Source organism: Actinoplanes sandaracinus (assembly GCF_030009775.1).
Taxonomy (GTDB): Bacteria; Actinomycetota; Actinomycetes; order Mycobacteriales; family Micromonosporaceae; genus Actinoplanes; species Actinoplanes sandaracinus.
This window is the reverse complement of the sequence record NZ_JASCTH010000024.1, coordinates 123,425-149,451: the sequence shown is the minus strand read 5'-3', so window position 1 is coordinate 149,451 and position 26,027 is coordinate 123,425. Positions and strand designations below refer to the sequence as shown.

Below are 26,027 nucleotides of genomic sequence, written 5' to 3'. Positions count from 1 at the left end.
CGGGAGAGGTGGGTGGTGGTGGGCAGCAGCCCGGCGGGGGCGCTGCGGCCTGGAGCCGCAGCGACGCCGCGTGGGAGGCACGGTGCTGAGGCGTAGCCGTACCGGAGGAAGGGTTTTAGGGGTTTGCTCGTTCGGCGGCGGTGACCGCGTTGCGGAAGAGCATCGCGACCGTGGTGGGGCCGACGCCGCCGACACGGGGGGTGATGGCGCCGGCGACCTCGGCGCAGGACTCGTCGACGTCCGGCAGCAGGCGGCGGCCCTCGTAGCGGACGCCGGCGCCGATGACGACCGCGCCCGGCTTGACGTGTTCGGGCTTGATGATGCCGGGCACGCCGGCGGCGGCGATCAGGATCTCGGCACGCTGGGTGTAGCGGGGCCAGTCCTTCACGCCGGTGTGCACGACGGTGACGGCGGCGTTGGCGGTGGGCCGTTTCTGGGCGAGCAGCATGGCGAGCGGCCGGCCGAGGGTGGCGCCGCGGCCGAGGATGACGACCTCGCGGCCGGAGACCTCGATCTCGTGGTGGGCGAGCAGCGCCTCGATGCCGGCGGGGGTGCAGGGGAGTGGGCCGGGCAGGCCGACGGCGAGGCGGCCCATGTTGAGCGGGTGCATGCCATCGACGTCGGAGTCGGGGTCGAGGGTCTGCAGAGCGGCGTCGTAGTCGAGGTGGGCGGGGATCGGGTACTGGATGAGGACGCCGTGGACGTCGGAGTCGTCGTTGAACCCGGCGATCACCTTGAGCAGGTCGGCCTGGGTGACGTCGCCGCTCAGGTGCTCGTGCGGGGACTCGAAGCCGAGCTCGGCGGCCTGCTTCTGTTTGATTCGGATGTAGCCGGCGCTGGCGTCGTCGTCGCCGACCAGGATGGTGGCGAGGCTGGGCCGGATGCCGCGTTCCTTGAGCTTGGCGACCCGCGCCTTGACGTCGTCGAGGACGGCTTCGGCGACGGGGGCGCCCGGAAGAAGACGAGCGGTCGACATGTGCGACTCCTTCGGCGGGGAGCCCAGGCGGTCGACTCCTCGTGACGAGCTCCCTGATGGTTCGACCATCCTCGTGCCGCCAGTCGCTGCGTGCCTTCCAGGATGCCGGACGGCTCCACCCATCGGCCAGCCGGGGTGGGGTGGCACGCCGGTCGGATGAGGTCGCGATTGTGTGGAGGATTGGTGACGGTCCGTTTGCTCAAGTCGCGTCCGGGCGTGGCGCGGATAGACTCTTCCCTCATGAGCGACTCCCCCTCGACCCCGGCCGGCCTGCTGTCCAGCATCACCCACCCGAGTGATCTGAAGCGACTGTCCGCGGAGCAGCTGACGCTGCTCGCGGCCGAGATCCGTGACTTCCTCGTGGCCAAGGTGTCGCGGACCGGGGGTCACCTCGGGCCCAACCTCGGTGTGGTCGAGACGACCCTCGCGCTGCACCGGGTCTTCGACTCCCCACGCGACAAGATCCTCTTCGACACCGGCCACCAGGCGTACGTGCACAAGATCGTCACCGGCCGGCAGGACGGCTTCGACCTGCTCCGTCAGCGTGGCGGCCTCACCGGCTACCCGAGCCGGGCCGAGAGCGAGCACGACCTGGTCGAGAACTCGCACGCCTCCACCGCCCTGTCCTACGCCGACGGCCTGGCCAAGGCGTTCACGCTGCGCGGCGAGGAGCGGCACGTGGTCGCGGTCGTCGGTGACGGCGCGCTGACCGGTGGCATGTGCTGGGAGGCGCTCAACAACATCGCCGCCACGAAGAACCGTCTGGTGATCGTGGTCAACGACAACGGCCGCTCCTACGCGCCGACCATCGGCGGGCTCGCCGACCACCTCTCCACGCTGCGCCTCAACCCGGGTTACGAGAAGGTGCTCGACCTGGTCAAGGACGCGCTGGGCCAGACGCCGGTGGTGGGCAAGCCGGTCTTCGAGGTGCTGCACGCGGTCAAGAAGGGCATCAAGGACGCGGTCAGCCCGCAGCCGATGTTCGAGGACCTGGGCCTGAAATACATCGGCCCGGTCGACGGTCACGACCAGCAGGCGATGGAGTCGGCGCTGCGGCGGGCCAAGGGCTTCAACGCGCCGGTCATCGTGCACGCGGTGACCCGCAAGGGCTACGGATACCGTCCCGCCGAGCAGGACGAGGCCGACTGCTGGCACAGCCCCAGCGCGTTCGACGTGGAGACCGGCAAGATGCTGCCCTCGTCGGCGCTGAAGTGGACGAAGGTCTTCGCCGAGGAGCTGGTGCGGATCGCCGACGAGCGTCCCGACGTGGTGGGCATCACCGCCGCGATGGCCGAGCCGACCGGCATCGCCGCGCTGGCGAAGAAGTACCCGGAGCGGGCGTACGACGTGGGCATCGCCGAGCAGCACGCGGCGACCAGCGCGGCCGGCCTGGCGATGGGCGGCCTGCACCCGGTGGTGGCGGTCTACGCGACCTTCCTCAACCGCGCCTTCGACCAGGTCCTGCTGGACGTGGCGATGCACGAGCTGCCGGTGACGTTCGTGCTGGACCGGGCCGGCATCACCGGGCCGGACGGGCCGAGCCACTACGGCATGTGGGACATGAGCGTCTTCGGCGTGGTGCCCGGGCTGCGGATCGCCGCCCCGCGTGACGCCTCGACGCTGCGTGAGGAGCTGCGCGAGGCGGTCGCGGTCGACGACGGCCCGACCATCGTGCGGTTCCCGACCGGCGCGGTCCCGGCGGACACCCCGGCGATCCGCCGGGTGGGCCAGATCGACGTGCTCCGCGAGGACGAGCGCAACGACGTGCTCCTGGTCGCCGTCGGCTCCTTCGTGGGCATGGCGCTGGACGCCGCGGAGCGGATCGCCGAGCAGGGGTACGGCGTGACGGTCGTCGACCCGCGCTGGGTCCGCCCCGTGCCGATCGAGCTGACCGGTCTCGCCGCCCAGCACCGGCTGGTCGTGACGCTGGAGGACGGCGTCCGGGCCGGCGGTGTCGGTGACGCGGTGGCGAGCGCGCTGCGGGACGCGGGCGTGTCCACGCCGCTGCGCGATTTCGGCGTGCCGGTTGGCTTCCACCCGCACGGCACCCGCGCCGAGATCCTTGCCTCGCTGGGCCTGACCGCGCAGGACATCGCCCGTGACGTGACCGAGTGCGTGTCCGGTCTGGAGGAGCGTGACATCCGGGTCTGAGCCCCTGGGCAAAGGTCGTTACGGAACCGTAACTTGAAGGGATGGGAGCGGACACCGCCGGCGTGCCAGTCGTCATCGACCTGGGCATGGATCGGGGTGAGCCGACGGCGTACCACCGGGGCGGTCAGCTGACGCCGTCCTGGTTCGCCCCAGCCCTGATCGCGGCGCTGCTGCTCTTCTCCGTGACGGCCTCGGGGCCGCCCCCGCCCCCGCCGCTCGCGGCGTTGCTACGGGTGGTGATCGGTCCCGGCGATCCGTACGTGGTGGCGGACACCGGCCAGTTGGTCGTTCAGGCGGCCGGTGAGCTCACCGCGTACGACCTGGAGACCGGCGAGCGGCAGTGGCGGGTCGCCCAGGCCGTCCCGACCTACCGGCTGCGGACCGGCGACGGGCTGTTGCTGCTGCGCCCCTGGGGCGCCGGCAACACCGAGCCGGGCACCACCGCGGTCTCGCTGCGCGACGGCGCCCAGCAGTGGCACAACGAGCGCAGCGTGGTGAGTCTCGACGGCACCGGGCTGATGTTCGCCGTCGACGGGGTGCGTAGCCAGTCGTTCGGCACCGGTCGGCGGGTGGAGCGGGCGGTGGAGGCGCTGGACCCCGACGGCGGGCTGGCCCGATGGCGGCTCTGGGTGCCGTCGACCGCGGTCCTGCTCAGCGTGCCCGCGCCGGCCGGCGCTTCGGCCCGGATCCTGCTGGTCCGCGACGACGCCACCGCCCATCTGTACGACGGCCGGACCGGCGCCCTGCTCGCCGTCCGGGACGTGCCGGCCGCCAACTACGACCCCGGCAACCCCGTGGTCGCCGGCGACCAGGTGCTGTTGCGGCACCCCGGGCCGTCCGGGATCGAGGTGACCGCGTACGACCCGGCGACGTTGCGGCCGATGTGGACCGAGCCGTCGGTCGGCACCCTGGAGATCGTCAAATGCGGCGAGCTGGCCTGTCTGGTCGGGCTGGACGGGGTGCGCGCCATCGACCCGGCGACCGGCGACGCGCGCTGGCACCGTCCCGGCTGGCGTTCGGTCGAGACGGTCGGCGACCGGGTGGTGGCGTACGCGGACGGGCCCCAGGCGCCGACCGGGCTGGTGGACCCGGCGACCGGCCGGCTGCTGGTGGACGTGACCGGCTGGCGGCTGGTCGGCGGGATCACGGGCGGCGGAGAGGTGCTGGTCACCAGGGATATCGCCCCGGGCCCGCGTACCATGGTCGCCGTCGCGGCCCCGGGTCTGTCCCGGCCGCGTCTGCTCGCCGAACTGCCCGCCGGCACGCGGGAGTGCCAGGCCGCGCCGGAACGCCTGATCTGCCGGTCGGTCTACGGCGAACTGATCGTCTGGTCCTACCGGACCGAGGCGGGTTGATCTTCAGGAGGGTACGGGCGTGGCGTTGATCGACCTGGATCTGGACGCCCCGCCCGACCGGTCCGGTGGGCGTCGCCCGCCCCCGTGGCGTTACCGGCATCTCGGTCTCGTGGTGGCCGCGGCGCTGCTGCTCGCCCTCGGCGGAGCGGCGCCCGGCGGCGGCACGTTCTGGCGTCCTCTCGGCCTCATACCGGCCGAGGCCGGCACCGAGGCGCCGATCCAGATGGCCGGAGGGCGGGCGTTCACGGTCGCCTCGGCCGGGCGGGCCCGGATCCTGACGGCGTGGGCGCTGGAGCCCGCGCCGCACCGGCTGTGGACCGCCGAGGTGCCGATCAGCGCCTCGTTCGACCCGGTGAACGGCGTCTTCGGGGTGGTCCGCGTGGAGCGGTTCGGCGGCCTGCTGGTGCTCACCGCAGGCCTGTCCAGCAGTGTCCTGGACGCGGAGACCGGCCGGGTGCGGTGGACCACCCCGATGCGGATCACCGCCTCGTCCGGTGGCACCGCGCTCGTCACCGAGCGGATCTTCCGGCCCGGGACCCTCTACGACCAGGACTCCGGTGATCCGGGGATGCTCTACTTCTCGGCCGACGGGCAGCCGCACACCGAGCCGCCGCTGCGGACCGAGGTGCGCGGCCTGGACCTGGCGAGCGGCGCGGTGCTGTGGACCGCCGCGCCGGGGGGCTCGGTGACCGCCGAGCCGGTCGCCGGTGACCGGCCGGCCGTGCTGATCACGGCCTCGGACCGGATGACGCTGCGGGACGCGCGGACCGGCGAGGTGCTGCGCGAGGCTGGCCTGCCGGAGATGGCCGGCGCGGGGCCGGGCAGCAGCGAGGTTCTGGACGACGTGGCCCTGATCGGCTATCCGGAGGCCGGGCTCGAGGTGGGTTACGACGCGCACACCCTCAACCGGCTCTGGACCCGGGACCTGAACGCCGGGGCCGATCCGGTGAACTGCGCCGGGTTGCTCTGCAGCGGCAGCGGCGAGGTCGCCGGGGGCGGCGAGGTGCGGGTGCTGGACCGGCGGACCGGCAAGACCGCCTGGACGCGACCCTACGACGTCGCCCTGGCCGTTCGGGCCGGGTGGGTGCTCGAGTCCCGGCCGGCCTCGGGCGCCCCGGTACGGCTGGTGGACGCCACGACCGGAGAGCCCCGGCTGGAACTGCGCGGCTGGACCGGTCAGGTGGACGGTTTCGCCGCCCACGTGCTGCTGGTGTGGCGCGGCGACCGGAGCGGCGGGCGGGTCTTCGGGGCGGTCCTTCCGGGGCAACCGGAGGTGCGGGTGCTGGGAACAGCCGAGGGCCTGGGCGGGGAGTGCGGCGGCGACGAGAGGTACGTAATCTGTCGGGACGTCCGAGGCCTACGGGTCTGGGCCTACCGGATCTGAGCCCGTCGCGATAAAACCCTGGGGGCAGTCGTTTGCTGGAGCGGGAGACCGGCGTGCGGGACGCCCTGATCGACCTCGGTGAGGTTCCGGCCGACGGCCCGGAGGAGCCCTCCCTGCCGACGGCTCCCGTGCCGTACCGCTGGATCCTGGGTCTTCTCGCGGTGATCCTGCTCGCCGTGCTCGGGGGCGCCGGGCCGCCTCCGCCGCCACCGCCGGCCCCGGTCGTGCTGCCGCTGGCCCTGGGCGAGAGCGTCCACGTCGTCGGTGACCGGCTCTACGTGATCGGATTGAGCGACCCGTTCGGCACGGTGGCGCGGACCCACACGATCCGCTCCTACGACTTGCCCGGAATGAATCTGCTCGGCACCTACACCGTCCCGGTGACCGGCGACATCTTCACCGTCAACGACGGTGGTGACGGCACGCTGGTGGTCAGCTACAACGACTACGAGTTCGGGACGCCCGGGACGGTCGCCGTCCGGGCCGGCGGCGGGCAGCCGGTCTGGAAACGCGCCGTGACGGTGTACGGCCGCTCGCCGGACGGCGGTCTGTTGCTGGCCAGCGAGGAACCCGAGGTGCGGACGGAGGAGAGCCGGTCGGTCTGGCATGCCCTCGACCCGCGGACCGGAGCCGTGCGCTGGTCGGTGGAGCAGCCGGAGAACGGCCAGCTGGCGGTGGAGTCCGGGTACTTCTGGGAGGGATACCCGCAGTTCCTCTACACGTTGCACGGTGACGGCCGGTTGGAGGCGCGCGACGGGCTGACCGGTGCGATCACCGCCACCGGCCGGCACAGGCAGCCGGTCGGGCCGGGCACGTCGTTCCAGGTCGCGGCCGGCCTGCTGCTGATCGGCCGGGACACCGGGGAGATCGTCGCCTACGACGAACGGACCTTGACCGAGCGCTGGCGGCGTGACGACCCGGTCCTGCCGGAGGAGGGTTATCAGCTCGACTGCGGGCCGGTGATCTGCGCCGTCGCGATGCAGGACGGCCTCGTCGGCATCGATCCGGCCACCGGGCGGGAGATCTGGCGCGCCGACCCCTATGACACCAGCGAGGTCATCGGCGACCGGGTCCTGGTGTCGCACTCGCAGGAGGCCGAACCCGTGCTGGACGTGCTCGACCCGGGCACCGGCCGCATCGTGGCCCGGATCGGCGCCTGGGTCAGTGGTGGCCCCGGCCCGGCGCCGGGGACCGCCTACGTCCACCGGATCCGCCGCTCCGACGGCTCCGTCCGGTACGGCGTCCTCGACCTCGGCACCGGCCGGGTGCGGGTGACCGGCGCCGCCGACCGGATCGCCGGTGACTGCCAGTTCGGGAAGGGCGTCCTGCTCTGCCGCCGGCTCGACTCGTCACTCGCCGTCTGGCGGCTCTGACGCTCCTGGCAACCGGTCGGTAACCTGCACCTACGGCCCGGATGTGTGGAGGTCTGCGGTGCGCGTGCTGGTGGTGGAAGACGAGCGGGACATGGCTGACGCGATCGTGCGTGGCCTGCGCCGCAAGGGGATGGCGGTGGACGTCGCCTACGACGGCCTTCAGGGGCACGAGATGGCGTACGTGACCCGGTACGACGTGGTCGTGCTCGACCGTGACCTGCCCGGCATGCACGGCGACGAGATCTGCGCGGCGCTCGTCGAGTCGGGCGCGCTGACCCGGGTGCTGATGCTGACCGCCAGTTCCTCGGTCGAGGACAAGGTGGAGGGCCTGGAACTGGGCGCCGACGACTACCTGGCCAAGCCGTTCGACTTCAAGGAACTGGTGGCCCGGGTGCAGGCGCTGGGCCGGCGCGCCACCCCGGCCGCTCCGCCGGTGCTCACCGCCGGCAACCTGGCGCTGGACCAGGCCCGCCGGGTGGTGACCCGTGGCGGGGTGGTGCTCGAACTGACCAACAAGGAGTTCTGCGTCCTGCTGGAGCTGCTGAAGGCCAAGGGCGGCGTGGTGTCCAGCGAGGAGCTGCTGGAGCGGGTGTGGGACGCCAACATGGACCCGTTCACCACCACCGTCCGGGTCACCATCAACACGCTGCGCAAGAAGCTGGGCGATCCGCCGCTGATCGAGACCGTGGTGGGCGCCGGCTACCGGGTGCCGGAGCCGGTCGTGGCGTCGTGACCGTCTATCCGGGCCGGGCCCGCCGCCCGCTGCGGTTCGAGATGCCCCCGACCCTGCGGCTGCGGCTCACCCTGCTCAACGGGATCCTGCTGGTCGGCGCCGGCGCGGTGCTGGTGCTGCTGGCCTGGCTGCTGGTCAGCGAGTCGCTGCACCCGGTCGACGAGTTGCGCGCCGGGTCGACGGTCACTCTCGCCGACGGCACCACCCGGGAGGCGCTGACCTGGCAGGCCAAAATGGTCGCCGACGCCTCCCGTGAGCTGCTGTTCAAGGGGTTCAGCGCGCTGGCGGCGGTGGGGATCATCGGGATCGCGCTGGCGTACGCGGTGACCGGCCGCGCTCTGCGCCCGCTGCGTGACGTCACCCAGACCGCCCAGCGACTCGGCGAGGCGACGATGGACCAGCGGATCCGCTACACCGGCGCGGACGGTGAGGTGGCCGAACTGGCCCGCACCTTCGACGCCATGCTGGACCGGCTGGCGGCCTCGTTCGAGTCGCAGAAACGGTTCGTGGCGAACGCGTCGCACGAGTTGCGCACCCCGCTCGCGGTGATGCGCACCGAGATCGACGTGACGCTCAGCGACGACGAGGCCGACGTCGCCGAGTACCGGCGGATGGCCAAGGTGGTCCGCAACGCCTCGGAGCGGGCGAACGGACTGGTCGACGCGCTGCTGGTGCTGGCCCGCTCGGAGGCGCAGTCCGGGCGCCGGCTGGCCCGCAAGGTGCCCGCCGACCTGGCGATGAGCGTTCTGAACGCGCTGTCCGCGGTGAAGGCCGAGGCGGAGCGCCTGAAACTGGAGGTCACCACCGAGCTGGAACCGGCCCCGGTGGTCGGCGACCCCAGTCTGCTGGACCGGCTGGCCGGAAACCTGATCGAGAACGCGATCCGCTACAACCATCTGATGGGCCGGCTGTGGCTGCGCACCGAGTCGGCCGGCGGGCAGGTCCGGCTGATCGTCGGCAACACCGGTTACGAGGTGGAGCCGGCCGACGTGCCCGGCCTGTTCGAGCCGTTCCAGCGGGGTGGGTGGGAACGCACCGGGTCACGTGGCTCCGGCCTGGGGCTCTCGATCGTGCGGGCGGTCTGCGACGCGCACGGCGGCACCGTCTCCGCGGTCGCCCTGGAGGGCGGCGGCCTGGAGGTCACCGTCGTGCTGCCGCCCGCCGAGGCCACCCCGGTCGTCGCCGCGACGGCGAGCATCCCGCGTCGGCGGTTCTGACGCCGTGCGGGGCGGGCACGCCGGCCCGCAACGGCTCGGCATCACTTCGAAGTCTTCGTCTCGATCTCGGCACGCAGTTTCGGGAACTCGGCCTGCACGTCGGGGGCGGACTTGAAGAACCACATGACCATGCCGACGCTGCCCTTGTCGGCCCAGCCGCAGATCGCGACGTCGATCTGCTCGATGGAACTGGTGCCGCACTGGGCCACACCACCCAGGGTGCCGGTGTCGGCGTTGGTCAGGCCCTCGACCTTCGCGCTCTGGCCGAAGGTCTTGAACGAGGCGTCCAGTTCCTTCTGCGGGTCGGCGATCAGGGCCTTGGTGGCCAGGGCGGCGACCATGTTCTCGTCGGCGGGCGAGCCGTAGATCGCGCCGAACGAACTCTCCGCGCCCGCGTAGGAGCTGAGGCTCTTCTCCATGTCCGCGGTGATCGCCTCGAACTCCTTGCTCTCCTGCTTGGGGCGGCCGCCCAGGGTCGCCGGCTCGGTGATGGTGATCGCGGCGGCGTCGTCCAGGGCGTTCTTGCCGAACAGGTAGAGCGCGGTGCCGCCACCGATGCAGAGCACCATCACGATGCCCAGCGAGATCAGCACGATCGGCAGGGTCCGGGACTTCCGCGGAGGCGGGGGGACCGGGAAGCCGGGCGGCGGGCCGAAACCGGGTGCGCCGAACTGCGGCTGGGGCGGCACGGGCTGTCCGTACTGAGGAGCCCCGTACTGCGGGGGCTGGGGTTCCCCGTACTGCGGGGGCTGGGGCTGCCCGTACTGCGGGGGCTGGGGGGCTCCGTATGAGGGCGCGGCCGGCGACTGGGGCGCCCCGTACTGCGGGGGCTGGGGCTGCCCGTACTGCGGCGGCTGGGGTGGCGGGTATGAGGAAGGAGTGGGCTCACCGGAGTGAGGGGGGTACGTCATCGACGCTCCAGAACTTGTGATGTCGGTGGATCCTATCGGCGATCCGCAGCCCTAGCCGACCGCTGTCGGGTGAAAAGAGAAACGCCCCCGCACCTCACGGGTGCGGGGGCGTTTCGCCGTCTGCGAGATGATCAGGCGGGTACGTTCGCCACGCCGTCACGCAGGAACCGCTTGCCGGTGACCTTCTCGGCGGTGCCGCTCCGGTCCAGGTACGGCGTGACGCCGCCCAGATGGAACGGGTAGCCGGCGCCGAGGATCATGCACAGGTCGATGTCCTGCGCCTCGGCGACCACGCCCTCGTCGAGCATGATGCGGATCTCCTCGGCCAGGCCGTCGAGCGCCTTCTGGCGCACCTGGTCGGCGGTCAGCGGGGAGTCGCCGACCTCGAGGAGTTTCACGACCTCGGGGTTGATCTCCTTGTCGACCATGACGGGCAGGCCGGCGTCGACGATCCTCTTGAGGTTGGGGGAGTCGACGTAGCGGTCCGGGAAGGCCGCGTGCAGCGTCTCGCCCACGTGGTACGCCACCGCGGGGCCGACCAGCTGCAGCAGCGCGATCGGGCGCATCGGCAGACCCAACGGGTCCATCGCGACGTTGACCACGTCCAGCGGGGTGCCCGCGTCGACGGCCTGGAAGATCTCGCTGGTGACCCGGGTGAGCAGCCGGTTGACCACGAACGCCGGAGCGTCCTTGACCAGCACCGACGACTTCTTCAGGGTCTTGCCGACCTCGAACGCGGTGGCCAGCGTCGCGTCGTCGGTCTTCTCGCCCCGGATGATCTCCAGCAGCGGGAGGACGGCGACCGGGTTGAAGAAGTGGAAGCCGACGAGCCGTTCCGGGTGCTGCAGGTCGGCAGCCATCTCGGTGATCGACAGCGAGCTGGTGTTGGTCGCGAGGACCGCCTCGGGCTTGACGATCTTCTCGAACTCGGCCCAGATCTGCTTCTTCAGGTCGAGGTTCTCGAAGACCGCCTCGATCACGAAGTCGGCGTCGGCGAAGACGGACTTGTCGACCGAGCCGCTGATCAGCTGACGCAGCCGGGCCGCGGTGCCCTCGTCCATCCGGCGCTTCGAGACGAGCTTGTCGATCTCGGCGTTGACGTAGCCGACGCCCTTGTCGACCCGCTCCTGGTCGAGGTCGGTCAGCACGACCGGCACCTGCAGGCGGCGCAGGAACAGCAGCGCGAGCTGGGAGGCCATCAGACCGGCGCCGATGATGCCGACCTTGGTGACCTTGCGGGCCAGCGACTTGTCCGGCACACCGACCGGGCGCTTCGCACGACGCTGGACCAGGTCGAACGAGTACAGGCTGGCGCGTGCCTCGTCACCCAGGATCAGGTCGGCGAGAGCCTCGGTCTCGGCCGCGGTGCCCTCTTCGAAGGACGCGGTCTTGGCCAGGGCCAGCAGTTCGAGGGCCCGGTTGGCGGACGGGACGGCGCCGTGCAGCTTCTCGTCCAGCACCGCCTTCGCGAACTCCAGGACGCCGTCCCAGTCCTTGCGGTCGATCTCCGGGCGCTCCACGGTGACGTCGCCCTTGACGACGCCGGCCGCCCAGGCCAGTGAGTCCTCCAGGAAGTCGGCCGCCTCGAACAGGGCGTCCGCGACACCCCACTCCTTGGCCTGCTTCGGGCGCAGCGTCTTCTGGGTCAGCGGGTTCTGCAGGATGACCGTGGCCGCGTTGATGATGCCGATCAGGTTCGGCAGGATCTGGCTGCCGCCCCAGCCGGGGATGAGGCCGATCGCGACCTCGGGCAGGGCGAGCGCCGCCGCGCCGGTGGAGACCGTGCGGTAGTGGCAGTGCAGCGCGACCTCGAGGCCGCCGCCCATCGCCGCGCCGTTGACGAACGCGAACGTCGGGATCTCGCTGTTCTTGAGGCGGGCGAAGACCTTGTGGCCCAGCTCGCCGAGCGCGAGCGCCTGCTCGCGGGTCTTGATCAGCGGCATGCCGGTGATGTCCGCGCCGACACAGAAGATGTACGGCTTACCGGTCAGCGCGATGAACGCCGGGTTCGCCGCGGTGGCCGCGGTGATCGCCTCGTCGAGCGACGCGAGGCCGCCCGGGCCGAAGCTGTTCGGCTTCTTGTGGTCGAAGCCGTTGTCCAGCGTGATCAGGGCCGCGGGCTTGTCCAGCCCGGGTACCTGAACCAGGCGGAGGATCGCCTTGGTGACTACCTCGTTCGGGTTCTCGATCACTTGGCGCCCTCCCAGTACGGGTTCTCCCAGATAACGGTGCCGCCCATGCCGATACCGATGCACATGGCGTTGACGCCGTAGCGGACGTCGGGACGCTCGGCGAACTGCCGGGCGAGCTGCGTCATCAGGCGGATGGCCGAGGACGCGAGCGGGTGACCGATGGCGATCGCGCCGCCCCACGGGTTGACCCGCGGGTCGTCGTCGGCGATGCCGTAGTGGTCCAGGAAGGCGAGCACCTGCACCGCGAAGGCCTCGTTCAGCTCGAACAGGCCGATGTCGTCGATCGTGAGACCGGCCTTCTTCAGCGCCTTCTCCGTCGACGGGATCGGGCCGTAACCCATGATCTCCGGCTCGACGCCGACGAACGCGTAGGAGACCATGCGCATCGCGACCGGCAGACCCAGCTCACGGGCGGTCGCCTCGTCGGCCAGGATGGCCGCGGTGGCGCCGTCGTTGAGGCCGGCCGCGTTGCCCGCGGTGACCCGGCCGTGCGGGCGGAACGGCGTCTTCAGGGTGGCCAGCTTCTCCAGCGACGTCTGGCGCGGGGCCTCGTCGACGGTCGCCAGGCCCCAGCCGAGCTCCGCGCTGCGGATCGCGACCGGCACCAGGTCGGGCTGGATCTTGCCATCGGCATACGCCTTGGCGGTCTTGATCTGGGAGTTCAGGCCGTACTTGTCGGCCCGCTCCTTGGTGATGTGCGGCAGGCGGTCGTGCAGGTTCTCCGCCGTCGAGCCCATGACCAGGGCGGACGGGTCGACCAGCTTCTCGGCCAGGATCCGCGGGTTGGGGTCGACGCCCTCGCCCATCGGGTGCCGGCCCATGTGCTCGACGCCTCCGGCGATGGCGATGTCATACGCGCCCATCGCGATGCCGCCGGCGACATTGGTCACCGCGGTCATGGCGCCCGCGCACATCCGGTCCACCGAGTAACCCGGAGTGGTCTTGGGCAGGCCGGAGAGCAGAGCGGCGGTCCGGCCGACGGTCAGGCCCTGGTCGCCGATCTGGGTGGTGGCCGCGATCGCGACCTCCTCCACCTTCTCCGGCGGGAGGTTGGGGTTCCGCTTCAGCAGTTCTCGCATGCAGCGGATGACCAGGTCGTCGGCGCGGGTCTCGGCATACATGCCGCCCGCCTTGCCGAACGGGGTGCGGACGCCGTCGACGAAGACGACCTCGCGTACTTCACGGGGCACAGCAAGCCTCCTTGCGGGCGTGAACCCAAATGTGTCGGCAATGCTACTCGCCGGTAACTAGTAGCTGCCAGGGCCTCCGGGGAAACGTCACATCTCGGAGTCAGCCTGATCAATCGGCGTTGCAAACCGGGACTGAAAGGAAAATCCCCTCGCATTTGGTCGCGCTCCGACGAGGCCGGCGGACGCCGGGCGCCGGCGAACCGGTGCGTGGCAGCCCTGCCCGAAGGGCGCGCCGGGGCCGTGAGCAGCGGCCACGTCGCGTGGACTCCACGGGACGTGGCCGATGCGGTCGGCGGCGGGGTGACCCGTACGCCCGCTTAAAGGGTCTTGGGTTCGGGAAGGACCTCGGCGAGCTGATCGGCGAGCAGGCCCACCTGCCAGTTGCGGGCCCCGAAACCGAGCAGCGTGTCGCCGACCGTGCGCGGGGTGACCTCGTCCGGCGGAGACCACGCCAGGCGGCGGATGAAGTCCGGGCTGACCAGGTTCTCCGGCGGCAGGTTGTACTGCTCGGCGGTGCCCACCACGACCTGCCGGCAGCGAGCCAGCCGGGCCGCGGCGACCGGGTCCCGCTCGGCCCAGCGGTGCGGCGGCGGAGGACCGTCCACCGGCTGGTTCACCGGCAGCGCCTCGTCCGGCAGGGAACGCGCCTGGTCCAGGGCGTCCAGCCAGATCCGGGCCAGCCGGCGCACCGAACGGCCCCCGAAACCGGGAATGCCGAGCAGGGTGCGCTCGTCTTTCGGGTCGAGCTCGGCGGCCGCGACGATCGCCGAGTCCGGAAGGACCCGGCCCGGCGCCGAGTCACGGCGGGACGCGACACCGTCGCGCGCGTGCCAGAGCGCGCGCACCCGGGACTGGGCGCGGGCGCCGCGGACCCGGTGGATGCCGGAGGTGCGCCGCCACGGGTCGGGCCGCGCCTTGGGCGGGCGGTCCGCGCCCGCGACCAGGGCGGCGAACTCCTCGGCCGCCCACGCCGTCTTGTCCTGCCGCTCCAGTTCCGCGGCCAGCACGTCCCGCAGGTCGGTGAGCAGCTCCACGTCGAGCGCGGCGTAGGTGAGCCAGGAGTCCGGCAACGGGCGGGTCGACCAGTCGGCGGCCGAATGGTGTTTCTCCAGCGAGAAGCCGAGAAGCTGCTCGGTCAGCGCGGCCAGGCCGACCCGCTCGAACCCGGCCAGCCGGGCGGCGAGCTCGGTGTCGAACAGCCGGCGCGGCCGCATGCCCAACTCGGCCAGGCAGGGCAGGTCCTGGCTGGCGGCGTGCAGCACCCACTCGGTGTCGGCCAGAGCGATGTCCAGAGTGCGCAGATCGTCCAGCGGAAGCGGGTCGATCAGCACCGTGCCCGCACCGGCCCGGCGCAGTTGCACCAGATAGGCGCGCTGGGTGTAGCGGTAGCCGGAGGCGCGCTCGGCGTCCACGGCGATCGGCCCGGTGCCCCCGGTCATCCGGGCGACGACCTCGGCCAACTCCTCCGATGTCTCCACCGGAGGAGGCGTGCCATCACGGGGTGCGGTCAGCGGTGTCGCGGGGCGGGAATCCTCGGGACCGCCAGATGTCGGGTCGGGCGGCACAAGGTGCGGTCCGTCCCCTGCCGTGTCCGGCGAGTCCCGACGGCGCAGGGGTGCTTCGTCGGTCACTCCGTAACCGTACGGGGGTGACACCCCCGCCGTGCGCAGCAGGGGTTCCGGCGCGTCGATTCTCGATCTTCCGGGGGGTTCATCCGTTCAGCGTTCCCGTGCGTATCACCTGTCGCAGCGCCGAAACCTGGGGAGGCCGCGCCGGTATGACCGCACCGTTTGAGCCCTTTACGCCCGCTAACGGAACCGGCGGAGCGCGGCGTCGCGCCCAGGAGTGGGACTGGCAGGAGGACCGATCCTGGAACACCCAGCAGGCGGTGGACCCGTGGAGCCAGCCCCAGCAGCAGCCCCAGCAGCAGGAGTGGCCCCAGCAGCAGTGGGCGCCCGAGCAGCAATGGCCTCAGCAGCAGCAGTGGGCGCCCGAGCCGCAGTGGTCCGCCCCGCCCCAGCAGCCGGTCTACCCCCAGGTTCAGGTCCCGGACCCGGCCCCGGAACCGCGGCGGCGGGTGAACCGGAGCAGGCCGATCATCATCGGCCTGGTGGCGGCCCTGGTGCTGGTCGCCGGGTGGCAGGCGTTCCGGGTGGAGAGCATGATCCAGAGAAGCGGCGATCTCGCCGAGGCGGTCGACGCCTCGCAGGGCCGCACGCAGGAGCTGGAGAAGAAGCTCACCTCGGTCTTCGACTCGGAGGGCGTCGCGTCCGGGGTGCTGCCCAGCGTCTTCCGGGTGCGGGCCGGTGAGTTCACCGGCACGGCCTTCGCGATCGGGCAGGCCGGCGGGCGGACCAACCTCTTCACCAACTTCCACGTGGTGGAGGAGGTGTTCAAGAGCGGCGCCAAGCAGGTGACGCTGGAGCGTGGGACCACCCGGATCGAAGCGACGATCGTCAAGGTGAACCAGGGCAAGGACCTGGCGCTGCTGCGCGCCAACCGGGAGATCAAAGCGCTCGAGGTCGCCGCCGGTGCGGTGAAGTCCGGTCAGCAGGTGATGGTGGTCGGTGCGCCGCTGGGCCTGGAGGACTCGGTCACCACCGGGGTCATCAGCGCGTTCCGTGACACCGAGGACGGGCCGACGATCCAGTTCGACGCCCCGATCAACCCCGGCAACTCCGGCGGGCCGGTGGTCAACGCGAACAAGCAGGTGGTCGGGCTGGCCACGGCGAAGGCCCGGGACGCCGAGGGCATCGGCCTGGCGATCCCGATCCAGACCGCCTGCGAGACGCTGGGCGCCTGCGGCAACGAGTAGGCCCGCGGCGATCGATGGATCAGCCGGCCGGGGCGCGGTGCCGGTCGGCCAGTGAGGCGACACCGGGCGGAGGCAGGCCGGCGGTGGACGACAGCATCGCGCACCAGCCCCGCAGGTGGGCGCCGAACTCGCCGGAGGTGGGCGTCCAGGAGGCGCGCACCTCCAGGTCGGCGGTGGGCGCCGGGCCGGCCAGCTCGCCGAACCGGGTGGACGCGGTCTGGGTGACCGTGCCGCCGATCGCCGTGTACGCCGCCGCGTGCTGCTCCAGCCCGTCGGTCAGCCAGGTCCAGGCCACCTCGGGCAGCAGCGGGTCGGAGGCCAGGTCCTCCTCCAGCTCCGCGGTGATCAGCGTGACCAGGCGCAGGTCGCCCCGCCAGGCGTCGTGCCCGGCCGGGTCGTGCAACAGGATCAGCCGGCCGCTGGCCACCTCGTCACCGCTGCGGAGCACGGTGGCGCTGAGGGCGAACGAGTACGGCGCGAGCCGCTGGGGCGCGGCGATCTCTTCGAGCAGGATCTCCGGCCGCGGCGACTCCGCGCGCAACCCGGCAACGGCGCGGGTGAACGCCTCGGGGGAAGCGGAGGGGGACGCCATGGGGGCAGCCTATGCCGATCTCGGCGCGGCCCGTGCTCGGCGCGCCGCCGGGTCCGATCCGTCGCGTGGCACGATGGCCCGGTGACGGTTCTTGAGGATTCCCCCTTCGTCCGGGCGTGTCGTGGTCTGAGCGTCCCGCACACGCCGGTCTGGTTCATGCGGCAGGCCGGGCGATCGCTGCCCGAGTACCGCAAGATCCGTGAGGGCGTCGGCATGCTGGAGTCGTGCCGCCGGCCGGAACTGGTCACCGAGATCACCCTCCAGCCGGTGCGCCGGCACAACGTGGACGCGGCGATCCTCTTCAGCGACATCGTGGTGCCGATCGCGGCGGCCGGCATCGACCTGGACATCGTGGCCGGCACCGGCCCGGTGGTGGCCGAGCCGGTGCGCACCGCCGCCGACCTGGGCCGGCTGCGCCCGATCACCCCGGCCGACGTCGATTTCGTCACCGAGGCGGTGAAGCTGCTGGTCGCCGAGCTCGGCGCGACGCCCCTGATCGGCTTCGCCGGCGCGCCGTTCACGCTGGCCAGCTATCTCATCGAGGGCGGTCCCTCCCGGACCTACCTCAAGACCAAGGCGATGATGTACGGCGAGCCCGACCTGTGGAACGCCCTGCTCGCCCGTCTCGCCGAGATCACGCTGACGTTCCTGCGGGTCCAGGCGGACGCCGGGGTGAGCGCGGTCCAGCTCTTCGACTCGTGGGCCGGCGCGCTCTCCGAGGCCGACTACCGCCGCTACGTGATGCCGCACTCGGCGAACGTGCTGCGGGGCCTGCTGGACCTCGGGGTGCCGCGCATCCACTTCGGGGTCGGCACGGCCGTGCTGCTGGAGGCGATGGGTGAGGCCGGCGCCGACGTGGTGGGCGTCGACTGGCGCACCCCGCTGGACGTGGCGGCGAAGCGGATCGGCCCGGACCGCGCGGTGCAGGGCAACCTGGACCCGGCGATCCTCTTCGCCGGCTTGGAGACCGTGGAGCGGGAGACCCGCCGGGTCCTGGAGCAGGGCCGGGCCGCTCCCGGCCATGTCTTCAACCTGGGCCACGGCGTGATGCCGGAGACCGACCCGGACGTCCTCACCCGCCTGGTCGCTCTGGTCCACGAGGCCTCGGCCCGCTGACCGCCGCGTCACAGCGGCCCACCCCGGTGGGCGGGGTGTGGCGCGACCTGGGAGTGTGAAGAGCGTGCGGAAGCGGATCGCGATCATCGGCGGCGGCATCGCCGGCCTCGCGGCTGCCGTGCGCCTGCGAGACGTCACCCCGCCCGGAACCGAGATCGTGGTGTACGAGCAGAGCAGCGCCCTGGGTGGCAAGCTCCGCACCGGTGACCTGGGTGGACTGCCGGTGGAGCGGGGCGCCGAGTCGTTCCTGAACAGTGCGCCCGGCGGCGGCGAGTCGGCGGCGGTGGCCCTGGCCCGCCGGCTGGATCTCGGGGACGCGCTGGTGCATCCGGCGGCCCGCCCCGCGGCTCTGGCCTTCGGCGGTGGGCTCGTCCCGATCCCCGGCGGCACCCTGGTCGGGGTGCCGGGCGACCTGTCCGCACTGGACGGCGTGGCTCTGGCGGCGAGCGACGCCGACGTCGACTCCGGCCGCCCGCTGCTGGCTCCCGGCGAGGACGTCGCGGTCGGCGCCCTGGTCCGCGAGCGCTTCGGCGACGAGGTGGTGGACCGGCTGGTCGACCCGATGCTCGGCGGGGTCTACGCGGGCCGCGCCGACCGGTTGTCGCTGCGGGTCACGATGCCCCAGTTGGCGCACACCGCTGAGACCGAACACACCCTGGCCGGCGCGGTCCGGGCCGCGCAGGCGCGCGGCCGGCGGGTTCCCGGGCAGCCGGTGTTCGCCGCTGTCGAGGGCGGGATGAGCCGCCTGGTCGCGGCCGCCGCGTCGGCGAGCGGGGCCCGGGTCCGGCTGGGGCTTCCGGTGCGTGAGCTCACCCGTACCCCCGGCGGTCGCTGGAAGTTGATCTTTGGGCCGGTGCCCGCGCCGCGGTCCGACGAGGTGGACGCGGTGATCCTGGCCGTGCCGGCGTCGCCGGCGGCGCGGCTGCTGGGGGACCCGGAGGTCGCCGAACTGGAGTACGCGAGCGTGGCGCTGGCGGGTCTGGCCCTGCCGCCCGGCACGCGGCTGCCGGATCTGTCCGGGTTCCTGGTGCCGCCCGGGGAGGGGACGTTGGTCAAGGCCGCGACCTTCTTCACCACGAAGTGGCCGCACCTCGCCACCGCGCGGGGGCCGGTGATCGTGCGGGCCTCGCTGGGCCGGGCCGGCGAGCAGGAGCGGCTGCAGCTCGACGACGCGTCGCTGATCGCCATCGCCCGGCGTGAGCTGGGCGCGCTGATCGGCGCGGAGCTGCCGGAGCCGGTGGAGTCGTGGGTGCAGCGCTGGGGTGGTGGCCTCCCGCAGTACGCGCCGGGTCACGCCGACCGGGTCGCCCGGGCGCGGGCCGCGCTGCCGGAGGGGCTGGCGCTGGCCGGGGCGGCGTTCGACGGTGTCGGCATCCCGGTGTGCGTGGCCAGTGGTGAGCGTGCGGCGGACGAAGTGTGCAAGTTCTTGGAGGAGAATCGATGACCGAGCAGACCAACGCAGCCCGTATCAAGGAGCTGAACGCCACGATCCGCTACACCATGTGGTCGGTGTTCCGGGCGTCGTCGCCGCTGCCGGCGCTCCGCGACGAGCTGGCCGGCGAGGTGGACGCGCTCATCGAGCAGCTCGCGAGCAAGGACGTGGTGGTCCGCGGCACCTACGACGTGTCCGGCCTGCGCGCCGACGCCGACATCATGGTGTGGTGGCACTCGGAGTCGCCGGACGCGCTGCAGGACGCCTACGGGCTGTTCCGCCGCACCGGGCTGGGCCGCCACCTGGAGCCGGTCTGGTCGCAGATGGCGCTGCACCGCCCGGCCGAGTTCAACCGCAGTCACCTGCCGGCGTTCCTGGCCGGTGAACAGGCGCGGCCGTACATCTGCGTCTACCCGTTCGTCCGCTCCTACGAGTGGTACCTGCTGCCCGACGAGGAGCGCCGCGCGCTGCTGGCCGAGCACGGCAAGATGGCCCGGCCGTACCCGGACGTGCGCGCCAACACGGTCGCCTCGTTCGCGCTCGGCGACTACGAGTGGATGCTGGCCTTCGAGGCGGACGAGTTGCACCGCATCGTCGACCTGATGCGGGACCTGCGCGCGTCGGGAGCCCGGCGGCACGTCCGCGAGGAGGTCCCGTTCTACACCGGCCGGCGCCGCTCGGTCGCCGAGCTGGTGGCGAACCTGCCCTGACTCCTCAGGCGTCCCTCCGCATGGGCACGTGCGGGATGCCGTCCTCCAGGAACTCCGGCCCGGTCGGCTCGAAGCCGTACCTCGCGTAGAAACCGGCGAGGTGCGCCTGTGCGTCGAGCACGGCCGGCCGGCCGCCGATCACCGTCAGCGCCTCTTTCATGAGCCGTCCGGCGAGTCCGGCGCCGCGGGCGCCCGGGGCGGTCACCACCCGGCCGATCCGCTCCACCCCGCCCTCGTCCGCGAGGATGCGCAGGTAGCCGGTCACTTCGTCGGCCCGTTCGCACCAGATGTGCCGGGTTCCGAACTCGATGTCCCGTCCGTCCAGGTCGAGATAGGCGCATTCCTGCTCGACCACGAAAACCTCACTGCGCAGCTTGAGAATCTTGTAGAGAGTAGTGGTGTCGAGATCTCGGAAGGACGCCACTCGCAGCTCGTCGTGGGGTTCGGGATGCATCGCCACAACATACGTGGCAGTCCTGCCGTTGTACCGACGAAGCCAGGCTCGGTGGAGGACGACATGATCAAGCGCAGCAAGCTGTTCGGCAACAAGACCCGGGTCACCTTCTCCCTGCCGGCCGAGGAGCCGGCGGGCCAGGTCAGCGTGGTCGGCGACTTCAACGACTGGCAGCCCGGACGGCACGAGATGCAGGTGCGGCGCAACGGCACCCGCACGGTCAGCGTCCCGCTCGATCCGGGGCACTACCGGTTCCGTTACCTGGCCACCGACGGCGTCTGGCTGGACGACGAGCAGGCCGACGCGGTCGGGCCGAACGGGAGCGAACTTCGCCTATAAGCGTTTCGGCGGCGCCGTCGAGGAGATCTGCTTGAGTCATGGCTGACGTCAAGCTCGCGATCATCTATTACTCGTCGACCGGCACCATCCACGCCATGGCCCAGCGGCTGAGCGAGGCGGCCGAGAAGGCCGGCGCCGAGGTGCGCGTGCGCCAGGTCCCGGAACTGGCCCCCGCCGAGGCGATCGCCTCGAACGCGGCCTGGAGCCAGCACTTCGACCGGACCAAGGACGAACCGAAGGCGGCTGCGGACGACGTGGTCTGGGCCGACGCGGTGCTCTTCGGCACACCGACGCGGTACGGCAACGTCTCCAGCCAGCTCAAGCAGTTCATCGACTCGCTCGGCCCGCAGTGGGCGCAGGGCCGGCTGGCGAACAAGGCGTACGCCGGGTTCACCGCGTCGATGACCGAGCACGGCGGGCAGGAGTCGACGCTGCTGGCGCTCTACAACACCATCTACCACTTCGGTGGCGTGGTGGTGGCGCCCGGATACACCGATCCGCTGAAGTTCGCCGACGGCAACCCGTACGGCGTCTCGCACGTCACCGGCGGCAGCAACGACGCCCCGCTGACCGAGGTGCAGTTCGCCGCCCTGGATCACCTCGCGCGCCGGGTCGTGAGCATCGGCGGGAAGCTCCGCTAGTTTTACGGCATGGCTGTCGACACCCAATACGAGGCTCTCCTGCGGCGCGTCCTGGAGACGGGCACTCCCAAGAGCGACCGCACCGGGACGGGGACGCGCAGTGTCTTCGGCGAAACCCTGCGATACGACCTGTCGCAGGGTTTCCCGCTGATCACCACCAAACGGGTGCACTTCAAGTCGCTGGCGGTGGAGCTGCTCTGGTTCCTCCGCGGCGACACCAACGTGCGGTGGCTGCGCGAGCAGGGAGTCACGATCTGGGACGAGTGGGCCGGCGCCGACGGTGAGCTGGGCCCGGTCTACGGCAAGCAGTGGCGTTCCTGGCCTTCCGCTCGCGGGGACGTCGACCAGATCTCCGAGGTCCTCGACACCATCCGGAAGAACCCGGACTCACGGCGGATGATCGTCTCCGCCTGGAACGTCTCCGACATCCCGGACATGGCGCTGGCGCCGTGCCACGCGCTGTTCCAGTTCTACGTGGCCGACGGCAAGCTCTCCTGCCAGCTCTATCAGCGCAGCGCCGACCTGTTCCTGGGCGTGCCGTTCAACATCGCCAGCTACGCCCTGCTGACCCGGATGATGGCGGCTCAGGCCGGTCTCGAACCCGGTGACTTCATCTGGGTGGGCGGCGACGTGCACATCTACGACAACCACGTCGAGCAGGTGCGCGAGCAGCTCACCCGCGAGCCGTACCCGTTCCCGCAGGTGGAGATCGCGCCGCGGGCGAGTCTGTTCGACCACGAGTTCGCGGACTTCACCGTGGTCGACTACCGGCATCACCCACTGATCAAGGCCCCGGTCGCGGTATGACGATCCACATGATCTGGGCCGAGGCCCATGACCGGGTGATCGGCGCCGGGAACACCATCCCCTGGCGGGTGCCCGGCGAGCAGCGGATCTTCAAGGAGCGCACGACCGGAGCCACGGTGGTGATGGGCCGCGCCACCTGGGACTCGTTGCCGGTCCGGCCGCTGCCCGGCCGGGAGAACGTGGTGCTCACCCGGGACCTCTCCTGGGCCGCGCCCGGCGCCACGGTGGCGCACTCCCTGGACGACGTGAAGCAGGACGACCTCTGGGTGATGGGCGGCGCGCAGATCTATGCCGCCTTCCTGCCGCGGGCCGGACACATCGTGCGGACGAGGATCGACCTCGCGGTGCCGGGTGACGTCTTGGCGCCGGAACTCGGCGCTGACTGGGTGGTCACCGGCACCGCCGAGTTCGAGGCGCCGACCGGCGTCGCTTACGTCGTGGAGGACCTCAGACGGCGGGATCCAGCCTGATCGAGAGGCTGTTCACGCAGTGCCGGGTGTTCTTCGCGGTGAAGCCCTCACCCCGGAACACGTGGCCCAGGTGCGAGTCGCAGCGGGCGCACCTGATCTCGACACGGACCATCCCGTGCGTGCGGTCCTCGATCTCCTTGACCGCGCCCGGGATGGCGTCGTCGAACGACGGCCAGCCGCAATGGCTGTCGAACTTGGTGTCACTGGGGTAGAGCTGCGCGCCGCAGGCCCGGCAGTCGTAAACCCCCTCGGTCTTGGTGTCGACGTACTCGCCGGTCCACGGCGCCTCCGTGCCGGCCTCGCGGAGCACCCGGAATTCGGCGGGCGTGAGACGGATCCGCCACTCGTCCTCGGTGGTCGGTAGATCGGTTGTCATGCCATCAACCGTACGTCGCACGCCCGGTGCGCCGGCGGCGACGGTCACGCCGGTTGAGACCTCTATGGAAGGTGCATCACCGGCGAAGTTCCGGCCGACCAACCAGCAGGTTCTCGGCCACGGTCTCTACCTCGGCGCCCTCGGCGCGGTGGCGAGCCTCACGACGGGGGTGACCGTCGCGCTCTTCGGGTCGGGGCCACCCGGATGGATGTGGGCGGCACTGGTCCTCGGGCCGCTCCTGCTCGGGGCCGTGGCCGGCATGGTGGCCGGGCGGCGGACCGGGGTCGAGGTCGGGGAGGGCGGCATCCGTACCTCGTCGGTGTTCGAGGAGGGGGAGGCCCCCTGGAGCCGGGTGGTGGACCTGCGGGCGGAGCGGCGGGGCCGGCGCACCGTGGTCTCGGTCTACCTGGATTCCGGCGCCAGTGTGCAACTGCACGCCCCGTACAGCGGGGGGCTCTTCGCTGCGGATCCGCAGTTTGAGTTCAAAGTGTTCGCTCTGTCCCATTTGTGGCGGAGTCACCGTTTCGGTGGTCTTCCGGGCTGAAGACCCGCCGTAGGATGTTTCCGGGTAAAACGGGCGATTACCGCTAAGCTCCCGTGCGAACATGGAACGTACCTTCCGCGACAGAACGGATACTCCCTCATGAGCTTTACGCGTCGGCTCCCCACCGTCGGTGCCACTGTTCTCGCTGCACTCGCCCTCGGCGGCGCCCCCGCCATGGCAACTGATGCGGCTCTGAAGCCCGCGCACGCGTCCACGGTGCCCAGCCCTGATACCGGCGACCAGCGCGGCAACCCGGGCTATGGCGGCACCGTCAAGGAGGCCCCGCAGGCGCCGGGCGGCCCCGCCGCCACCACCCCGGCCCCCACCGGATCACTCAAGGCCGCCACGCCCACCACCACCGGACCGACCCGGGGACGTCCCGGCTACACCCCGGGGATCATCTCCAGCCCGGGCCCGTCGGAGACGGCCACTCCGCCCACCGGCACCGTCAAGGAGATCCCGCCCGTCGGCGTCGCCTCCGAGGCCGTCACGCCGACCGCGACCCGCACCGCCGGCGGCGCCGGCGTCAGCTCGGGCGGGACGCTGCCGCTCACCGGGGCTCCCCTCGGTGGCACTCTGGCCCTCGGCGGCCTGATGCTCGCCGGTGGCGCCGCGGCCGTCTGGTACACCCGTCGCCGCCGCAACGCCTGACGAAGTCGCATACTCAGCGCCAGGCCGCCCGGTTCGCCGGGCGGCCTGCAGGCGTTCGGAGGGCATAGGCTCGGGGCATGCCGAAAGCCGCTGCCGAAGAACACCAGATCGCCGGCCACACGGTGCGCCTGAGCAGCCCGGACAAGGTGATCTTCCCCGGGCGTGGATTCACCAAGCGAGACGTCTTCGAGTACTACCTGGCGGTGGGCGACGGCATCCTGCGAGCGCTGCGGGACCGCCCCACCACCCTCCAGCGCTTCCCCGACGGCATCGAGGGCGAGGCGTTCTACCAGAAACGGATCCCCACCCGCGGCGTTCCCGACTGGATCCACACCGCGACGATCACATTCCCCAGCACGCGTACGGCCGACGAGCTCAGCCCGGCCGACCTGGCCCACGTCGCCTGGGCCGCCCAGATGGGCACCGTCGTGTTCCACCCCTGGCCGGTGCGCGCCGGCGCCCCCGACGAGCCCGACGAGCTGCGCATCGACCTCGACCCGCAGCCCGGCACCGGTTTCGGCGACGTGGTCGCCACCGCCGGCGTGGTCCGCGAGGTGCTCGCCGACCTCGGCTGGACCGGCTATCCGAAGACCTCCGGCGGCCGGGGTGTGCACGTCTACGTGCGGATCGAGCCCCGCTGGTCCTTCGTGGACGTGCGGCGGGCCGCCATCGCCCTGGCCCGCGAGGTGGAGCGCCGTAACCCGGCCGGCATCACCACCTCCTGGTGGAAGGAGGAACGCGGCGAGCGGGTCTTCCTCGACTACAACCAGATGGCCCGGGACCGCACCATCGCCTGCGCGTACTCGCTGCGCGCCAACGCCCGGGCCACCGCCTCCGCCCCGGTCACCTGGGACGAGCTCGCGCAGGCCGAGCCCGACGACTTCGACCTGCGCACCATGCCCGACCGGTTCGCGAAGGTGGGCGACCCGCACGCCGGCATCGACGACGTGGCGTACGACCTCAGCCCGCTCCTGGAGTGGGTCGAGCGCGACGAGCGGGACGGCCTCGGCGATCTGCCGTACCCGCCGGATCATCCGAAGATGCCCGGCGAACCCAAGCGGGTGCAGCCCTCCAAGGACCGCGACCTGAAATCACAGCGTTAGCTTCATCCCCTCGTGGGAGGCCTCGAAGCCGAGCGCGGCGTAAAAGCGGTGCGCGTCGGTCCGCCGCTTGTCCGTGGTCAGCTGCACGATCCGGCAGCCGCGCTCCCGGGCCCGCTCGACCGTCCACCGGATCAGGTCCCCGCCGAGTCCTCGCCCGCGCTGGTCCGACCGGATCCGGACGGCCTCGATCAGCAGGCGCTCGGCGCCGCCCCGGCTCAGCCCGGGGATGAAGGTGAGCTGGCAGGTGCCGATGACCTCGCCGTTCTCCTCCGCGACGACCAGTTCGTTGCGGTCATCGGCGTCGATGGCCTCGAAGGCGGCCCAGACGGCGGCGTCCACCTCCTCCGGTACGACTCCGAAGCCCCGGTCCCTGCTGATGTCGTCGTCGGCGAGGAGGTTGAGAACGGCGGGGACATCGGCGCGGGTGGCGATCCTGATCTGCATGATCGAAAGCCTGTCACGGGCTGCCGGGAGCCGTTCGCCTCGGGCACGATG

Annotated in this window: 26 protein-coding genes and 1 riboswitch; of the genes, 17 read left to right on the top strand and 9 right to left on the bottom strand. The window is 71.7% G+C overall.

The genetic code is table 11. The features are described from left to right. Positions 1 to 115: 115 nt before the first annotated feature. Positions 116 to 976 carry a bifunctional 5,10-methylenetetrahydrofolate dehydrogenase/5,10-methenyltetrahydrofolate cyclohydrolase gene (locus tag QLQ12_RS32155; protein ID WP_282764285.1) on the bottom strand — a complete coding sequence of 287 codons (861 nt, stop codon included), beginning with the start codon at positions 974 to 976 and terminating at the stop codon, positions 116 to 118. A 14-nt stretch (positions 977 to 990) separates the two neighbouring features. Beyond that, positions 991 to 1,073, bottom strand: a riboswitch (ZMP/ZTP riboswitch). 143 nt (positions 1,074 to 1,216) lie between these two features. Here QLQ12_RS32155 and dxs point away from each other — a divergent pair. From dxs to QLQ12_RS32125, 6 genes are read left to right on the top strand one after another with little or no spacing between them, the layout of a single operon-like run. Then, positions 1,217 to 3,127 (top strand): 1-deoxy-D-xylulose-5-phosphate synthase, encoded by a 1,911-nt coding sequence (gene dxs, locus QLQ12_RS32150; protein WP_282764284.1) that lies wholly within the window; start codon positions 1,217 to 1,219, stop codon positions 3,125 to 3,127. A gap of 41 nt (positions 3,128 to 3,168) precedes the next feature. Then, a complete protein-coding gene (locus QLQ12_RS32145; protein WP_282764282.1) occupies positions 3,169 to 4,482 on the top strand; it encodes an outer membrane protein assembly factor BamB family protein in 1,314 nt (437 codons plus the stop codon). A gap of 19 nt (positions 4,483 to 4,501) precedes the next feature. Continuing rightward, complete coding sequence (locus QLQ12_RS32140; RefSeq protein ID WP_282764281.1) at positions 4,502 to 5,866, top strand: outer membrane protein assembly factor BamB family protein; 1,365 nt, start codon at positions 4,502 to 4,504, stop codon at positions 5,864 to 5,866. A gap of 53 nt (positions 5,867 to 5,919) precedes the next feature. Next, positions 5,920 to 7,239, top strand: a complete 1,320-nt coding sequence (locus tag QLQ12_RS32135) for an outer membrane protein assembly factor BamB family protein (protein WP_282764280.1) — start codon at positions 5,920 to 5,922, stop codon at positions 7,237 to 7,239. 58 nt (positions 7,240 to 7,297) lie between these two features. Further along, on the top strand, positions 7,298 to 7,972 hold the full coding sequence (locus tag QLQ12_RS32130; protein ID WP_282764279.1) for a response regulator transcription factor: 675 nt from the start codon (positions 7,298 to 7,300) through the stop codon (positions 7,970 to 7,972). A gap of 41 nt (positions 7,973 to 8,013) precedes the next feature. Further along, on the top strand, positions 8,014 to 9,189 hold the full coding sequence (locus QLQ12_RS32125) for a sensor histidine kinase (protein WP_282764321.1): 1,176 nt from the start codon (positions 8,014 to 8,016) through the stop codon (positions 9,187 to 9,189). Between the two features lie 41 nt (positions 9,190 to 9,230). Here the strand turns inward: QLQ12_RS32125 and QLQ12_RS32120 are convergent, their stop codons facing one another. The 4 genes from QLQ12_RS32120 to QLQ12_RS32105 all read right to left on the bottom strand — a co-directional run bounded on the left by QLQ12_RS32120 (position 9,231) and on the right by QLQ12_RS32105 (position 15,113). Continuing rightward, positions 9,231 to 9,878 carry a hypothetical protein gene (locus QLQ12_RS32120; protein ID WP_282764278.1) on the bottom strand — a complete coding sequence of 216 codons (648 nt, stop codon included), beginning with the start codon at positions 9,876 to 9,878 and terminating at the stop codon, positions 9,231 to 9,233. Positions 9,879 to 10,231: 353 nt separating this feature from the next. Continuing rightward, a complete protein-coding gene (locus tag QLQ12_RS32115; protein ID WP_282764276.1) occupies positions 10,232 to 12,292 on the bottom strand; it encodes a 3-hydroxyacyl-CoA dehydrogenase NAD-binding domain-containing protein in 2,061 nt (686 codons plus the stop codon). After that, positions 12,289 to 13,482, bottom strand: coding sequence for a thiolase family protein (locus tag QLQ12_RS32110; RefSeq protein WP_282764275.1), 1,194 nt, complete (start codon positions 13,480 to 13,482; stop codon positions 12,289 to 12,291). The genes QLQ12_RS32115 and QLQ12_RS32110 overlap by 4 nt, the downstream gene beginning before the upstream one ends. A 317-nt stretch (positions 13,483 to 13,799) precedes the next feature. Further along, on the bottom strand, positions 13,800 to 15,113 hold the full coding sequence (locus QLQ12_RS32105; protein WP_282764274.1) for a ribonuclease D: 1,314 nt from the start codon (positions 15,111 to 15,113) through the stop codon (positions 13,800 to 13,802). A gap of 146 nt (positions 15,114 to 15,259) precedes the next feature. Here QLQ12_RS32105 and QLQ12_RS32100 point away from each other — a divergent pair, with 146 nt between their 5' ends. Next, the gene (locus QLQ12_RS32100; protein ID WP_282764273.1) at positions 15,260 to 16,297 is read left to right on the top strand and encodes a S1C family serine protease; all 1,038 of its coding nucleotides are present in this window, start codon (positions 15,260 to 15,262) and stop codon (positions 16,295 to 16,297) included. 19 nt (positions 16,298 to 16,316) lie between these two features. Here QLQ12_RS32100 and QLQ12_RS32095 read toward each other — a convergent pair whose 3' ends face one another. Continuing rightward, the gene (locus QLQ12_RS32095) at positions 16,317 to 16,889 is read right to left on the bottom strand and encodes a DUF3000 domain-containing protein (protein WP_282764272.1); all 573 of its coding nucleotides are present in this window, start codon (positions 16,887 to 16,889) and stop codon (positions 16,317 to 16,319) included. A gap of 81 nt (positions 16,890 to 16,970) precedes the next feature. Between QLQ12_RS32095 and hemE the strand changes: the two genes are divergently transcribed. The 3 genes from hemE to hemQ all read left to right on the top strand — a co-directional run bounded on the left by hemE (position 16,971) and on the right by hemQ (position 20,147). Further along, positions 16,971 to 18,005: a uroporphyrinogen decarboxylase gene (gene hemE, locus QLQ12_RS32090; RefSeq protein WP_282764271.1), complete on the top strand. Its 1,035-nt coding sequence runs from the start codon at positions 16,971 to 16,973 to the stop codon at positions 18,003 to 18,005. A gap of 64 nt (positions 18,006 to 18,069) precedes the next feature. After that, positions 18,070 to 19,449 (top strand): protoporphyrinogen oxidase, encoded by a 1,380-nt coding sequence (gene hemG, locus QLQ12_RS32085; protein WP_282764270.1) that lies wholly within the window; start codon positions 18,070 to 18,072, stop codon positions 19,447 to 19,449. After that, positions 19,446 to 20,147: a hydrogen peroxide-dependent heme synthase gene (gene hemQ, locus QLQ12_RS32080; protein WP_282764269.1), complete on the top strand. Its 702-nt coding sequence runs from the start codon at positions 19,446 to 19,448 to the stop codon at positions 20,145 to 20,147. The genes hemG and hemQ overlap by 4 nt, the downstream gene beginning before the upstream one ends. Positions 20,148 to 20,151: 4 nt before the next feature. On the opposite strand, the gene QLQ12_RS32075 is transcribed toward hemQ, so the two are convergent. Then, positions 20,152 to 20,601: a GNAT family N-acetyltransferase gene (locus tag QLQ12_RS32075; RefSeq protein ID WP_282764267.1), complete on the bottom strand. Its 450-nt coding sequence runs from the start codon at positions 20,599 to 20,601 to the stop codon at positions 20,152 to 20,154. A 63-nt stretch (positions 20,602 to 20,664) separates the two neighbouring features. Between QLQ12_RS32075 and QLQ12_RS32070 the strand changes: the two genes are divergently transcribed. Genes QLQ12_RS32070 through QLQ12_RS32055 form a run of 4 tightly spaced genes read left to right on the top strand, consistent with a single transcriptional unit; the run spans position 20,665 to position 22,858 of the window. Further along, complete coding sequence (locus QLQ12_RS32070) at positions 20,665 to 20,940, top strand: isoamylase early set domain-containing protein (RefSeq protein WP_282764266.1); 276 nt, start codon at positions 20,665 to 20,667, stop codon at positions 20,938 to 20,940. A gap of 38 nt (positions 20,941 to 20,978) precedes the next feature. Beyond that, the gene (gene wrbA / locus QLQ12_RS32065) at positions 20,979 to 21,581 is read left to right on the top strand and encodes an NAD(P)H:quinone oxidoreductase (protein WP_282764265.1); all 603 of its coding nucleotides are present in this window, start codon (positions 20,979 to 20,981) and stop codon (positions 21,579 to 21,581) included. Between the two features lie 9 nt (positions 21,582 to 21,590). Next, entirely contained in the window at positions 21,591 to 22,388 is a 798-nt protein-coding gene (locus QLQ12_RS32060) for a thymidylate synthase (RefSeq protein ID WP_282764264.1), read from the top strand. Then, on the top strand, positions 22,385 to 22,858 hold the full coding sequence (locus QLQ12_RS32055) for a dihydrofolate reductase (protein WP_282764263.1): 474 nt from the start codon (positions 22,385 to 22,387) through the stop codon (positions 22,856 to 22,858). Before QLQ12_RS32060 ends, QLQ12_RS32055 begins: the two co-directional genes overlap by 4 nt. Here the strand turns inward: QLQ12_RS32055 and msrB are convergent. Further along, positions 22,836 to 23,234 carry a peptide-methionine (R)-S-oxide reductase MsrB gene (gene msrB / locus QLQ12_RS32050; protein WP_282764262.1) on the bottom strand — a complete coding sequence of 133 codons (399 nt, stop codon included), beginning with the start codon at positions 23,232 to 23,234 and terminating at the stop codon, positions 22,836 to 22,838. The two genes, QLQ12_RS32055 and msrB, sit on opposite strands and share 23 nt — an antisense overlap. A 64-nt stretch (positions 23,235 to 23,298) precedes the next feature. Between msrB and QLQ12_RS32045 the strand changes: the two genes are divergently transcribed. From QLQ12_RS32045 to ligD, 3 genes are all read left to right on the top strand, one after another. Continuing rightward, a complete protein-coding gene (locus QLQ12_RS32045; protein WP_282764261.1) occupies positions 23,299 to 23,778 on the top strand; it encodes a hypothetical protein in 480 nt (159 codons plus the stop codon). A gap of 99 nt (positions 23,779 to 23,877) precedes the next feature. After that, the gene (locus tag QLQ12_RS32040; RefSeq protein WP_282764260.1) at positions 23,878 to 24,429 is read left to right on the top strand and encodes an LPXTG cell wall anchor domain-containing protein; all 552 of its coding nucleotides are present in this window, start codon (positions 23,878 to 23,880) and stop codon (positions 24,427 to 24,429) included. Between the two features lie 77 nt (positions 24,430 to 24,506). Beyond that, complete coding sequence (gene ligD, locus QLQ12_RS32035) at positions 24,507 to 25,532, top strand: non-homologous end-joining DNA ligase (protein WP_282764259.1); 1,026 nt, start codon at positions 24,507 to 24,509, stop codon at positions 25,530 to 25,532. Here ligD and QLQ12_RS32030 read toward each other — a convergent pair. Further along, a complete protein-coding gene (locus tag QLQ12_RS32030) occupies positions 25,521 to 25,976 on the bottom strand; it encodes a GNAT family N-acetyltransferase (protein ID WP_282764258.1) in 456 nt (151 codons plus the stop codon). The genes ligD and QLQ12_RS32030 overlap by 12 nt on opposite strands. Positions 25,977 to 26,027 lie beyond the last annotated feature (51 nt).